Annotated in this window: 11 protein-coding genes and 1 pseudogene; 5 read left to right on the top strand and 7 right to left on the bottom strand. The window is 71.5% G+C overall.

Going from position 1 to position 13,326, the window contains the following annotated elements:
- Window positions 1-146 precede the first annotated feature (146 nt).
- Window positions 147-283: pseudogene (locus ACWG52_RS03975) on the top strand (short-chain dehydrogenase); the annotation flags it as partial.
- Between the two features lie 201 nt (window positions 284-484).
- Here the strand turns inward: ACWG52_RS03975 and ACWG52_RS03970 are convergent.
- Together ACWG52_RS03970 and ACWG52_RS03965 are read right to left on the bottom strand one after the other, a co-directional pair.
- Window positions 485-763, bottom strand: coding sequence for a GlsB/YeaQ/YmgE family stress response membrane protein (locus tag ACWG52_RS03970; protein WP_390138327.1), 279 nt, complete (start codon window positions 761-763; stop codon window positions 485-487).
- Window positions 764-1,022: 259 nt separating this feature from the next.
- A complete protein-coding gene (locus ACWG52_RS03965) occupies window positions 1,023-1,289 on the bottom strand; it encodes a protealysin inhibitor emfourin (RefSeq protein WP_389801393.1) in 267 nt (88 codons plus the stop codon).
- 496 nt (window positions 1,290-1,785) lie between these two features.
- On the opposite strand from ACWG52_RS03965, the gene ACWG52_RS03960 reads away from it, so the two are divergent.
- Window positions 1,786-3,618: a glycoside hydrolase family 15 protein gene (locus ACWG52_RS03960; protein WP_389801395.1), complete on the top strand. Its 1,833-nt coding sequence runs from the start codon at window positions 1,786-1,788 to the stop codon at window positions 3,616-3,618.
- A 31-nt stretch (window positions 3,619-3,649) separates the two neighbouring features.
- Here ACWG52_RS03960 and ACWG52_RS03955 read toward each other — a convergent pair whose 3' ends face one another.
- The 3 genes from ACWG52_RS03955 to ACWG52_RS03945 form a co-directional block, all read right to left on the bottom strand.
- A complete protein-coding gene (locus ACWG52_RS03955; protein WP_389801398.1) occupies window positions 3,650-3,913 on the bottom strand; it encodes a hypothetical protein in 264 nt (87 codons plus the stop codon).
- A 146-nt stretch (window positions 3,914-4,059) separates the two neighbouring features.
- Window positions 4,060-4,902, bottom strand: coding sequence for a restriction endonuclease (locus tag ACWG52_RS03950; protein WP_389801400.1), 843 nt, complete (start codon window positions 4,900-4,902; stop codon window positions 4,060-4,062).
- A gap of 60 nt (window positions 4,903-4,962) precedes the next feature.
- Window positions 4,963-5,505, bottom strand: a complete 543-nt coding sequence (locus tag ACWG52_RS03945) for a hypothetical protein (RefSeq protein ID WP_390165710.1) — start codon at window positions 5,503-5,505, stop codon at window positions 4,963-4,965.
- A gap of 193 nt (window positions 5,506-5,698) precedes the next feature.
- Between ACWG52_RS03945 and ACWG52_RS03940 the strand changes: the two genes are divergently transcribed.
- Window positions 5,699-7,063 (top strand): NAD(P)/FAD-dependent oxidoreductase, encoded by a 1,365-nt coding sequence (locus ACWG52_RS03940; RefSeq protein WP_389801405.1) that lies wholly within the window; start codon window positions 5,699-5,701, stop codon window positions 7,061-7,063.
- 69 nt (window positions 7,064-7,132) lie between these two features.
- On the opposite strand, the gene ACWG52_RS03935 is transcribed toward ACWG52_RS03940, so the two are convergent.
- A complete protein-coding gene (locus ACWG52_RS03935) occupies window positions 7,133-7,441 on the bottom strand; it encodes a hypothetical protein (RefSeq protein WP_033215950.1) in 309 nt (102 codons plus the stop codon).
- A gap of 214 nt (window positions 7,442-7,655) precedes the next feature.
- Here ACWG52_RS03935 and ACWG52_RS03930 point away from each other — a divergent pair, with 214 nt between their 5' ends.
- Complete coding sequence (locus tag ACWG52_RS03930; protein WP_389801409.1) at window positions 7,656-10,154, top strand: SpoIIE family protein phosphatase; 2,499 nt, start codon at window positions 7,656-7,658, stop codon at window positions 10,152-10,154.
- Here ACWG52_RS03930 and ACWG52_RS03925 read toward each other — a convergent pair.
- Window positions 10,126-11,577, bottom strand: coding sequence for an SDR family NAD(P)-dependent oxidoreductase (locus ACWG52_RS03925; RefSeq protein WP_390138331.1), 1,452 nt, complete (start codon window positions 11,575-11,577; stop codon window positions 10,126-10,128). The genes ACWG52_RS03930 and ACWG52_RS03925 overlap by 29 nt on opposite strands.
- 236 nt (window positions 11,578-11,813) lie before the next feature.
- On the opposite strand from ACWG52_RS03925, the gene ACWG52_RS03920 reads away from it, so the two are divergent.
- Window positions 11,814-13,322 carry a DUF4246 domain-containing protein gene (locus ACWG52_RS03920; protein WP_453127807.1) on the top strand — a complete coding sequence of 503 codons (1,509 nt, stop codon included), beginning with the start codon at window positions 11,814-11,816 and terminating at the stop codon, window positions 13,320-13,322.
- Window positions 13,323-13,326: the final 4 nt, after the last annotated feature.

Here is a 13,326-nt window from a genome sequence, read left to right as displayed (position 1 = left end):
CGCCCGACACCGGGAGCCCCCACGTCCTCGCACCCGCCGTCGGGGACGGAGTGAGTCGGTGCGGCTCGCGGCCGGGCAGGCCAGGGCTCCGCCTCGGCCTACGGACGGCTGCTCAGCAGGCGCATGCCGGAGACGGGAGTACCCGCCTGGCATCCATGGGGGCGTCACCGCACGTGAGCGCCTACTGCGCCGCCGAAGCGGGCGCGTCGAGTCCTTCGCGCAGGCCCTGCGCGCGGAACTCGCCCACCGAGGAGTGGCGGTCGGCATCGCCCACATCAACTGGCCGCAACACGGCGGGGAGACGTACCGGCGCCCGCCGAACCTCGTCGCGGGGACCAGCGATGTCCACCCGAGACCGGGTGCGACTCCAGTGCGTGCGCATCCGCGCCTGCCCGCCACCTGACGGCGGCGGGCAGGCGCGGATGCGCACGCACGGTGCCAGAAGAGGCGAAAGGCGTTCTACGTCGCCACGCCGCGGCCGCGATCAGGCATGGCGGTGAGAGCGCCGGCCTCCGGTGACCATGCGGTACAGGGCCAGGAGTATGACGGAGCCGACGATGGCGGCGATCCAGGTGGAGATGTCGAAGAAGCCGTCGATGGAATCGACGCCGAAGGCGACCTTGCCGAGCCAGCCGCCGAGGAGGCCTCCGGCGATGCCGATGAGCATCGTGATGAGGAGGCCGCCCGGGTCCTTCCCCGGCATGATCGCCTTGGCGATGAGGCCGGCGAACAGACCGATGAGAATCCACGCGATGATGCCCATGATGCGTCTCCTGCTTCGTGAGATGAGACCGGGGTCAAAATCGCTTCTACACGCGCGCCGCGCTTTCAAACGTGCGCAGCGCGTTCCGATCGGCCCTGGCGCAGGCCGTCGTACAGTGCGGGACCCGTCGGTCGTCACCGCCCCATCGGTGACCGTTTCGCGACGCCGCCCGTGGCGCATGCGACGCACGGGCCGGGGCAGGCGACACGTCGGGGCCGGCCGGCCGCCTGTGACCGCAGCCTCGCCGGCTGAGGGGCGGTCAGAGGGCCGTGGACAGAACGGCGTCGATCAGTTGCCGCTGCTCCTCGGTGAGGTACGGATCCTGCAACTCCACCAGCTTGTCGTCGACGCGCAGGACGTAGCGAAAGCCGTCGGGAACGGGTTCCTGCTCCACGGGGCCCTCGGTGCTGAGCGCGAGCTCGGCCAGCCGTTCCAGCTCGGGCCCGTCGGCACGGCACTCCGTCTCGAGGGACGCCGTCTTCTCCCCGCCTGCGAACCCGCCGGTGCGGGTCACGGTGATCAGCATGGTGTGGGACCTCCTTGAAGAGAACACCGCCTGGTCGTGCGGTCGTTCGGCCGGAGCCGGGCACTCGGAGGCGGTGCATCGTTGTGGTCGCTCTTCGCCTGCCCGCAAAAGCCGCTCGCGCTCCGCCCCGCGTACTTCGAGCGCAGAATGTCCGAAAGAGGTCCTGCCGCACCCGCGCGCCCACGCCGCCCACCGCGGCCCTCGGCCCACCCCCGACGGCGGCAGGACCGTCTGCGCCCGCGCCCCCTGGTAGGGGTCTCCGGTAGCGCCGGTGTCGTTCGCCAGGCCGCGGATCCGGTGTGGAGGGCGCCGAGCCGGCTGTCGGCACCTGATGCGGGCCGCTGACCTGGGAGGTCGTTCCGCATGCGCGCCTGTCGCTCCGGCGGTGCTCTCCGGGTCGCCGTGCCGCGATCCAGGGGCGTTCTACCATGAAAGGCACAGTCTTCTGCATTCCCGCACCCGCACCCGCTCACGGCGAGACGGTAGGGAGGCCGGCATGGAGTTCGCCACCGGATCCGGCGGAATGGACGACGCGCGCTATCTGCCGATCTCCGAGCACGGCCTGATCGGGGATCTTCGTACCGCCGCGCTCGTCGGGACCGACGGAACGATCGACTGGTACTGCTGCCCGCGCTTCGACGCGCCGAGCGTCTTCGCGTCCATCCTCGACGCCGACAAAGGCGGATCGTGGGAGCTGGCCGCCGAGGTGCCGGCGCGTACCCGGCAGTTCTACTTCCCCGACACCAACGTCCTGATCACACGGTTCTACGCCGCCGACGGAGTGGCGGAGATCCAGGACTTCATGCCCGTCGTCGACGAGTCGCGCGAGGCGGCCCGGCACCGGCTGATCCGTCGGGTGATATGCGTGCGCGGCACCCTCCCCTTCAGGACCCGGGTGGCCCCGCGCTTCGGCTACGGCGCCGAAGCGCACACCGTACGTACGCAGGTCCACGAAGCCGTCTTCGAGGCCCCGTCGATCTCCCTGGCGCTGACCTCCACCGTGCCGCTCGAAAGCGACGGAACGGACGTGGAGTCGCACTTCAAGCTCCTCGAAGGCGAGTCCGTGGTCTTCGCCCTCGACAAGATCGGCGATGACCTCCGCCCGCAGGCCTGTCCGCACGCCGAGGCGGAGGAGCAGTTCGAGGCGACGGTCCGGTTCTGGCGCCATTGGTTGGGCCGCTCGCGCTACCGCGGCCGGTGGCGGGAGATGGTGCACCGCTCCGCGCTGGTGCTCAAGCTGCTCACCTACGTGCCGACCGGTGCGATCGTGGCCGCCCCCACGACCAGCCTGCCCGAACGGGTCGGCGGTGAGCGCAACTGGGACTACCGGTACGTGTGGGTCCGCGACGCCGCCTTCGCCATCTACGCCATGCTCCGCCTGGGCTTCACGACGGAGGCCGAGGCGTTCATGGGCTTCCTGTCCGACCGGGGCATCATGCGGGGCGTCGGCCCCATCGGGCCGCTGCAGATCATGTACGGCATCGACGGGCGTACCGACCTGCCCGAATCCGAGCTGCTCCACCTCGAAGGGCACCTGGGCTCCGCTCCGGTGCGGGTCGGGAACGCCGCCACCAAGCAGCTCCAGCTGGACATCTACGGCGCGCTGATCGATTCGGTCTACCTCTACGACAAGTGGGGGCAACCGATCAGCAGTGATCACTGGGACGAGGTCGGCGCGGTGGTGGACTGGCTCTGTGACCACTGGGACCAGCCCGACGAGGGCGTCTGGGAGACCCGGGGCGGCCGGCGGAACTTCGTCTACTCGCGCCTGATGTGTTGGGTGGCGATCGAACGGGCCATCCGGATGGCCAACCGGCGAGGCCTGCCCGCCGATCTTCCGCGCTGGCAGCGGAGTCGGGACGCGATCTACCGGCAGATCATGCGAGAGGGCTGGTCGGCGAAGCGTGGTGCCTTCGTCCAAGGTCTGGGTGACGACGTGCTCGACGCCTCCGTGCTGATGATGCCGATGGCCAAATTCATCTCGCCCACCGACCCGAAATGGCTCTCGACCCTGGACGCGCTCACCACGGATCTCGTCTCCGACTCGCTGGTCTACCGCTACGACCCGCAGGCCAGCCCGGACGGCCTGCGCGGCGCCGAGGGCACGTTCTCGATCTGCTCCTTCTGGTACGTCGAGGCGCTCACGCGTGCCGGACGCCTGGAGGATGCCCGCCTGGCCTTCGAGAAGATGCTCACCTACGGCAACCACCTCGGCCTCTACGCGGAGGAGATCGGCCGGAGCGGCGAGCAACTCGGCAATTTCCCGCAGGCGTTCACCCACCTGTCGCTCATCAGCGCGGCCTTCAACCTCGACCGCGCCCTCGGCTGAGTCCCCGGACCACCCTGGCCGACGGGGGCGGTTACCGGGGCCGGCGGCCCTGGCCCATGGCGAACGCGACGAGGATCCCGGCGAGTCCCGCCCATACGACGCCTTCGCCGCCGGCTTGCCGCCAGGCCAGGAGGCCGAGGACGAGGGCGGTGATCGCTCCCGCCGTGAGCGCGCGGGAGTCGGTGAGGAACGACCACTGCCGGCGGCCGCTTCCGGGCTCCCTGAGCTCGGCGACGGCGGTTCTGACGACCACGGCCGCGATCACGATCGCGGCGACGACGAGTGTCGTTCCCACTTCCGCTCCTGACGTCGATCGCGCGTCCACCGATGAGCAGGGCCAAGGTGAAGCATATGCCCGCGAGGACGGAGCGGCCGGGCACCTCCGCCCAGGTCGGGCCGCGATCGGGAGCCCTGCGGCGGTGCGGCCGTGGGAGGACCCGCTCAGGCCTGTACCTCGGCGTCGGCCGGGGCCCCCGGCCGCGGCGGTTCCGTGGCGGGGGTCTCCCAGGGAGGGGGCGTCCGCGACTCCGTCCACGCGGCCAGCGCGTCGCCGTCGACGCAGACGATGCCGCAGGTCGCGGCGTAGTCCTCGGCCGGAGCGGTGAAGGAGCTGGTGGTCACCACCACGGCCACGTCGGCTTCGTGGACGACGAAGCAGGTGCCGCCGAAGCGTTGCAGGTCCTGCGAGCCGACCCGGTTGCCGTCGCCGTAGTGCTTGCACTGGACGACGACGCGCAGACCGTCCGCCGTCGTGGCGATCACATCGGCACCCAAGTCCCCGGCCCCGCCCACGACTTCCACCTGGAGGCAGCCGTCCCGGGCACACAGCGCGGCGATCGCGTGCTCGAATCCGTCGGCGTCTACCGCCGCGTGGTCCAGGGCGTCCGGCCCCAGCTCGGGCACGTCCACCGGATCCGCCACGAGCTCGGCAGCGGCCGGTGGCACGAGGACCGCCGTCGTGGCCGACGGATCCGCGGGCACCGGGTACGCCGGGCCCTTCGGATACACGGCCGCCGCGTAGGCCTCCCCCGGGGACGCGGGGGAGCGGCGCCGAACGGGTGCCAGGGCCCACCGGGCCAGCGCCATTCCGGCCACCAGGACGATCACCGTGGCGATCGGCATCACGGGTATGCCGCCACCGGCCCCCGTCCCCACCGTCGTCCGCACGAACACGGCCAGTCCGCCCAGGCTGATGCCCAGGAGCCCGACCGCCAGCACGACGTCCCGCCCCACGGACGCGGCGCCGTCGCCCGCGTCGTCCCGGCGGCTTCCCGATGTCGCCATCCGGACCCCCTCCCTCGTTGGTCCCCCGGTGGACCCGTAGGTCCCTCGTCTGATCACGAATCACGAATCCAAACGCCCGCCCACCCGCACGTCCTCCCGCACGCCCGGGCGCCGACCGCTACGGCCGCACGCTGCGTACCCGGTCGTGCGGCACGGGGCGCCGACGTCGCCGCCGACGTCGGACGTCGGGATGCGCATGCGGCGCAGGAGGCCACGCGTGGTGCGGAGGGTCAGTGTGCTCTGCCATGCGATGCCGGGGTGGCGTGCCCGCAGGTGCGACAGCGCGCGCGTGTCCAGGCCGGTCGAGCGGAAGACGGCGTCGATGTCGACCCCGGTGATCACGCCCCGCGCGCAGGCGGCGCAGCGGCGGTAGCGGATCTCACCGACCACCTTGCGGACGTGCACCAGCAGCAGGAACCCCTCGCCCGCGCCACGCTCGCCCGTGGTCTCGGAGGCGAGGAACTCGATGTCCCTGTAGGCGAGGATCCTGCCGCGCAGCCGCCTTCTGAAAGGGTGCCGGCGCCTCGCCGCGTGGGCCGGACAGCCCTCGGAGACGCGGGCGAAGTGGAACAACGTACTCGGGCGTGCGTGCTCTCCGGACATACGACCCGTGTGCCCGGCCGCGGCGAGACGATGCCGCGGTGCGCCGCTCGGCTCCGTCGGCGTGCGCCGAGGCGGGTACCCGCGCGCGTCGGGGTGGAGCCGTCCGCACCGATGTTCGCGTGTTCGCGTTCATGGAGCGTCCTGCCGGGGAAGGCGTGCCGGGGACCCGTACACCCGAGAAGGGACGGACACCATGGCACGACCGAGGATCGTGGTCGTCGGCGCGGGATTCGCCGGCGTCTCCTGCGTACGCCGCCTGGAGCGGACGTTGTCACCGGGGGAGGCGGAGATCCTGCTGGTCACTCCGTTCTCCTACCAGCTCTACCTGCCGCTGCTGCCGCAGGTGGCCTCGGGGGTACTCACCCCCCAGTCCGTGGCGGTCTCGCTGCGCCGCAGCCGCCGCCACCGCACCCGGATCGTGCCCGGCGGGGCCGTGGGCGTCGACACCCGGGCCAAGGTCTGCGTCATCCGCAAGATCACCGGGGAGCTGGTGGACCAGCCGTACGACCACCTGGTGCTCGCACCCGGGAGCGTGACCCGCACCTTCGACATCCCCGGCCTGACGGAACACGGCCGCGGCATGAAGTCGCTGGCGGAGGCGGCCCACCTGCGCGACCACGTGATCGCCCAGCTCGACCTGGCCGACGCCGCCGCACCGGGCTCGGCGGAGCGGGCCTCACGGCTCGGCTTCGTCGTGGTGGGCGGCGGCTACGCGGGTACCGAGACGGCCGCCGCCCTGCAGCGCCTCACCACGAACGCCGTCGGCCGCTACCCCCGGCTGGACCGGCGCGAGATCAGCTGGCACCTCGTGGACGTCGCCCCGAAACTGATGCCCGAGCTCGGCGACCGACTGGGTCGGGCAGCCCTCGACGTGCTGCGCGGCCGCGGCATCGAGGTCTCGCTCGGCGCCTCCGTCGCCAAGGCGGGCCCCGAGGACGTCACGCTCACCGACGGGCGCGTACTGCCCTGCCGCACCCTCATCTGGACCGCCGGCGTCGCCGCGAGCCCCCTCATCGCCACGCTGGGCGCCGAGACCGCCAAGAGCGGCCGGCTCGTCGTCACGCCGGACCTGCGGGTGCCGGGGGCGGACGGCGCGTTCGCGCTCGGTGACGCGGCCGCCGTACCCGACCTCGCCGCCGGCGGCGACGACGCGGTGTGCCCACCCACCGCGCAGCACGCCGCGCGCCAGGGCAGGGTCGCCGCCGACAACGTCGTCGCCACGCTGCGGGGCACACCGCTGCGTCGTTACGTCCACAAGGACCTCGGACTGGTCGTGGACCTCGGCGGACGCGACGGCGTCTCCCGGCCGCTCGGCATCGACCTGCGCGGGATGCCCGCCCAGGCCGTGGCCCGCGGCTACCACTGGGCGGCGCTGCGCACCGGGGCCGCGAAGACCCGGGTGATGACGAACTGGCTCCTGAACGCGGTGGCCGGCGACGACTTCGTCCGGACCGGATTCCAGACGTACAAGCCGGGGACGCTGCGCGACTTCGAGTACACCGACCACTACCTCACCCCGGAGGAGGTACGGGCCCGCACCGCGACCGTCGGAGAGTGACGGCCCGGGCGGTGTCACCCACGGTGACCGCCCGGGCCACCCCCGCTCCGACGCGGGAGCCGAGGGAGCCTAGGACTCGCCGTCGACACCGGTGACGGCCGGAGGTCCCAGCGGTACGTCCTTCGCGGAGACCCCCAGCTCTTCGAGGGCGCCGGCCACCAGGCGGACGGCGTCGTCCTCGGCCGTGGCCCGGTCCGGGGCCTCGACCTCTAGCCGGACGGAGAAGGTCCCGCCCTCGTGGAGCGTCAGCAGCTCCACGTCCTGGGTCTCGCTCAGGTCCGTGTGGTGCGGGATCAGCCTCCTCTCCAGCTCGGAGCGTGCTGCATCGCCCACGTCCCTCAGGAACGTGCCGGGCACCGTGATCACGTAGGTGGTCACTGCTGCCTCCTGTCGGTGGGTAGGGGCCGAGACGTTGTACGGATGCCCCGAGGTCGCGCTTCGAATCTCCCCGGGCAGGGACGCCCTGCCGACGTGCGCGGACGCGGCGATACTGAAGGGAGGTCGACTGCCCAGCCCGGTCTCTCGTCACTCTGGGTGGTCGTTGCGGGGATGTTCGCGTGCGGTCCGTTCGGCAGGTCGAAGGGTGGCAGCGATGGACGCACCAGCGCCGGGATCGGGCGAGGTGCCGGAGGACCCGTTCGCGCTGCACAACTCGGCCGCGGCGGTCGTCGACGACCACGGCACGGTCGTCGGCTGGAGCGAGCGCGCACAGGACCACCTCGGCTACCCGCCCGAGGAGGTGCTGGGCCGGCAGGCCCTCGGATTCCTCATCGACGCGCGCGATCGGGAGGCGGTCCTGGACGCGGCGGCGACGTGCGCCCGCGAGCGGGGCTGGGCCGGGGTCCTGCCCGTCCTGCACCGCGACGGGCGGCGGGTGGAGCTGGGCTTCCGCGCCCGCGCCGTCGTCCGCGCCGGATCGACCCGGGAATGGCTCCTCGTCGTCGCCCCGGCGGAGGAGATGCTCCGATGGGAGACGGACCGCTCGGTCCTGGACGGCCTCTTCCGGCGCTCCCCGATCGGCCTGGCCGTCCACGCCCCCGACCTGGGCATCCTGCGGGTCAACCGGGCGCTGGCCCGCTTCGCGCACCTTCCCACGGCCCAGATGCGGGGCCGACGCATCGGCGACTTCCTCTTCGGCCCGGACGTGGAGCCCATCGAGCGACGCCTGCGCCGCGTGCTGGACACGGGTGCTCCCCTGATCTTCACCGAGCAGCCCTGTCGTACGAGGAGCGACCCCGACCGCGAGCGGTGGGTGTCGGTGTCGGCGTTCCGGATCGAGGACCCGTCCGGCGAGATCCTCGGCGTCACCCAACTGGTCGAGGACGTCACCGACCGCTACCGGGCCCGACGTCGACTCGCCCTGCTCAACCGGGCGAGCGCCGGTATCGGCACCACACTGGACCTCGGCCGGACCACCTGGGAGCTGGCCGACGCCGCCGTCCCCGACCTCGCCGACGCCGTCTCGGTGGACCTGCTGGAGGCGGTGGCCCGCAGCGAGGAGACCACCGTGGAGACGAGCGGACCGGTGCGCAGGATGGCCGTCCATTCGGTCGTGGCGGAGGCACTGCAAGTGATGTACTCCGCCGGCGACGTCTTCCACTTCGACCCCCGTACCCCACAGGCCAGGTGCCTCGCCGAACAGCAGCCCATCCTCGAACCGGAGCTCCGGAGCAGCCCCGGCTGGTACTTCCAGGATCCGGAGCGCACCCGGCGCGCCTTCGGCCTCGGCGCCCACTCGCTGATCGTCGTCCCGCTGACGGCCCGCGGCCTGCTCCTCGGCATCCTCAGCCTGTGGCGGGCCGAGCGGCCCGAGCCCTTCGAGGAGGACGACCTCACGCTCGCGGAGGAGTTCGCCTCACGTGCCGCCCTGTGCATCGACAACGCCCGCCGCTTCACCCAGCAGCATCAAGCCGCGCTGACCCTGCAGCGTAGCCTGCTGCCGCAGGAGTTGCCCGCACACAGCGCCGTCGAGGTGGCGCACCGCTATCTGCCGGCCGATCCCGCCACCGGCGTCGGCGGCGACTGGTTCGACGTCATCCCGCTGTCCGGAGCTCGTGTCGCCCTTGTCGTCGGCGATGTCGTCGGCCACGGACTGCACGCCGCGGCCACCATGGGCCGCCTACGCACCGCCGTGCACACCTTGGCGGGCCTCGACTACGCCCCGGACGAGGTCCTCTCCCACCTGGACGACCTGGTCAACCGCCTCGCCGACGAGCAGGAGCCCGCCGACGGACGCTCGCAGGGCCGACAGATCGTCGGCGCGACCTGCCTCTACGCGGTCTACGACCCCACCTCCCGGCGCTGCACCCTCGCCCGCGCCGGCCACCTGCCGCCCGCCGTGGTCACCGCCGACGGCACGGTGAGCCTGCCCGACCTTCCCCAGGGGCCGCCGCTGGGCCTCGGGGGACTCCCGTTCGAGTCCGCCGAGATGGAACTCCCCGAAGGAAGCCTGCTGGCGCTGTACACGAACGGCCTGGTGGAGGCCCGCGGCCACGACCTCGACGAGGGCATCGAGCGACTGCGAGAAGCACTGTCCCGGCCCGGCCGCTCACTGGAGGAGACCTGCACGGCGGTACAGAACGCCCTCCTGCCGGAGCACCCGCGGGACGACGTCGCGCTGCTCCTCGCCCGCACCCGCGTGTTGGCGCCCGAGCAGATCGCCTCCTGGGAGCTGCCCGCCGAGCCGACCGCCGCCTCCCGGGCACGGCACCTGACGCAGGCCACACTGACCGGGTGGGGCCTGGAGGAGGCGGCGTTCACCGCCGAACTGGTCGTGAGCGAACTGGTCACCAACGCCTACCGGTACGGCGGCGGCACGCCGGTGACCCTGCGCATCATCCGCGACCGCGGCCTGATCTGCGAGGTCTCCGACAGCAGCAACACCGCCCCGCACCTACGGCGGGCCCGCACCACGGACGAGGGCGGGCGCGGTCTCTTCCTGGTGGCCCAACTCACCGAACGATGGGGTACCCGCTACACCCGGGACGGCAAGACCGTCTGGACGGAGTTCCCCCTGCCCGTGGCGGCGCAGGGGCACTCCACCACCGCGCCCGACGGGGCGATCACCAGGGGACCTGGCGATAGTCCTTGAGGAGGACGCCGTGGACGGGCGCGCCGGCCCGCCCTCGCACGATGGGGTGGTAGACACGGGCGGCGCCGTCGACGATGTCCAGCGGTGGGCGCCAGCCGGTGGCGGCGTGCCGTTCGCGGGCGGGCAGGGGCTTCTCGTCGGTGACCCAACCGGTGTCGACACTGCAGGTGTGGATGCCGCGGCCGGCGAGGTCGGCGGCGCTGGTGCGGGTGAGCATGTTCAGGGCGGCCTTGGCCATGTTGGTGTGCGGGTGGTCGCCGGTCTTGTTGCGCACGGTGAACCGGCCTTCCACCGCCGAGACGTTGATGAGGTAGCGGTCGGGGTGCGGGGAGGCGTCGAGAAGTGGCAGCAGGCGGTCGGCGAGCAGGAACGGCGCGACGGCGTTGACCAGCTGGACCTCCAGCAGCTCGGTCGGGTCGATCTGTCCCAGACGTAGCGTCCATGAGTTGGTCGCGGCGGTCTCGGGCAACAGGCCCGCCTCGTCGACGGCCTCGCGCGGCAGGGGGACGGCCACCGCGTCGGCAGGCGTGTTCGCGCCACCGGCGAGGGCCTCGGGTATGCGCGACCGTGACGCGAGTTCCGCCGTCCACGGCAGCGGTGCGGTGCGCGGGCCGGGTACGCAGAAGCCGGGAGCGGTCCATGTCCGTGGCGCGGTGAGCGGCGCGGGCAGGGGCGTGGGTTCGGCCGCGGCCAGAGCGGCGTAGGCCTGAGGGGAGCGGCGTAGGGTTTGGGCCGCGTTGTTGATCAGGACGTCCAGGGGGAGCCCCTCGGAGAGCATGTGGTCCGTGAACGCGAGCACCTGCCGGGGATCGCGCAGGTCCAGGGCCGCGATCCGCAGCCGGTGCCACCACTGCTCGGCGTCGGGGGCGGTGGCGAACCGACGTACCGTGTCCTGGGGGAAGCGGCTGGTCACGGTGAGGTCGGCGCCGTCCCGAAGCAGCATCAGCGCGACCTGGTGGCCGATCTTGACGCGCCCGCCGGTCAGCAGCGCACGACGACCGGTGAGGTCGGTGCGGGTCGTGCGGTGGGCGAGGTTCTCGTCGGCGCATGCGGGACAGAGCAGGTGGTAGAAGTCGTGGACCTGCCGGTAATGGTCCTTGCAGACGTAGCAGCGTTGAGGGCGGTTCAGCAGCCGTGACGGCCCGTCGTCCATCGGCGTACGGTCCGGCAGCCGGCGCGTCGCGGACGGGGCGGACAGGGCGGCGTCCATGACACGGTCGGGGGCGCCCATCGCGGTGGCGGCGAGCAGCTTCGCGTCGGCGGCGGCCCGTGCCGCGCGTGCCTCGGCACGGCGTCGAAGTCGGCCGTCGCGGACGAGTTCGCCGGCAGCCTGTTCCAGCAGGCTGCGCCGAGCATCGTCCACGGGTAGCCGCTGTGCCTGGCGGATCAGGTCCAGGCAGTTCTGCACGCGCTCGCTGTCCATGGGGTGCCTTAGGTGTGATGGGTCGTTCGTGGCTCGCAGAATAGGTCGCGGGCAGGAAAATCGAATGCCCTTTTCGGTCCGGTCGCACCGGACCGAGCACAGCACAGCACAGCACAGCACTGCACGGCGCGGCGCGCGTGCGGCGCCGCATGGCCCGGACCGGGATCACGGCTGCGGTGTCAGTCCGCTGAAGTATCCTTCCGGCCACCGCACACCGACTCGGAGGACCAAGAGAATTGTCTGGCCTGTCTGCTTTCCCGCTGCCCTTTCAAACATCCCGTTCCCTGGCGTTCGCGACACCCAGAACGCTGCGGGAACTGCAGATGATGCAGTGCAGCGCGCACATTCGGGCCAAGCCGCGGTGGTTCGAGAAGATGAACGACGCCGCCGTCGTCGCCAGGTGGACGCAAGAAGCTGTCGCCCAGGGCCTCACCGAGGCGCAGGTCCGTTACGTCCTCGCCGAACTCGCGCATTACGCCGCCCTGCGGGACGAACGAACCGGTATAGAGGTGTCCGCCGCCGACGGGGTGTGGCATTCGGACACCCTGATCGAGGACGAGCTCAGGAACCGGCTCCGCGAGGCGGTGCGGGTGCTGGAGCAGGTCCCCGAAGCCGAACAGGACTGGCATCCCGGTTCCGACGGCCAGGTGTTGGATCTGGTTCATCCCTCGCTGTTCTGCCTGGTGCGGGAGGCGAGCGGCGCACCGGAGCGGGCTTGGCAGAATCCGACGGACCGTTATTCGAAGTACGAGTTCTCGGAGCGGTTCCAGTGGCTGCCCACGGACGTCGACGTCGCCGACGACGGCGATGTCACCTTCCGCTCGTACGTCAACAACGTCCACCCCGAGCATCACCGCGAACTGGCCGCTGTCCTGCCGGACATGTTCGCGCGCATGCGCCCGCTGTGGGAGAACGTCCTCACCGATCTGCGCCACCCGCGGCCCGTGCGGATCCAGGCCGATCCCTACGGGTGGTACGACTCGGAGCCGGAGTGCCCGAACAAGTCCTCCTACAGCGATGCCGAGGCCTACAAGGCCGCGCTCGGCGCATGGGAACAGGCCCAGGACGACTGGTGGGAGAACCGCAGCCCGGTCATCCCGGACGCCCCGGAATTCACCGCACCCGAGATGCCCGACGCATCCGCCCGGGTCGACCTGCGCGGCCGCCGACTCCAGGTCATCGTCAAGCTCGCCACCATCCACCTCACCCCGGACAAGCCCGAGTACCCCGGCGGATCCTGGCACGTCGAGGGGATGTTGAACGAGCGGATCGTCTCGACCGGAATCTACTACTGGGACAGCGAGAACATCACCGAAAGCCGGCTCGGTTTCCGCGCGGCGCTCGACGACCCGAACTACGAACAGAACGACGACAACGGTCTGCGCGAGGTCTACGGCCTGGAGGACGAGGACGCGCTGAACCAAGCACTGGGATCGACGGCGACCCCGGCGGGCCGCTGCCTGGCGTTCCCGAACGTCCTGCAACACCGCGTCGGCGAATTCCGTCTCACGGACGCCACCCGCCCGGGACATCGCAAGATTCTCGCGTTCTTCCTGGTCGATCCGTCGGAAAAGATCGTCTCGACATCCGACGTACCACCGCAGCAGCCGTGGTCCGACACGTCGACCATGACGCTGGAAGAGGCGAAGGCCTACCGCGAACAGCTCATGCAGGAACGCAAGTTCTTCGTGGACGAACACAACGAGCAGCTCTACGAACGGGAATTCTCCCTCTGCGAGCACTGAAGCC

The organism is Streptomyces sp. CLCI03 (assembly GCF_053615355.1).
This window is presented reverse-complemented; position numbering and strand designations above follow the sequence as displayed.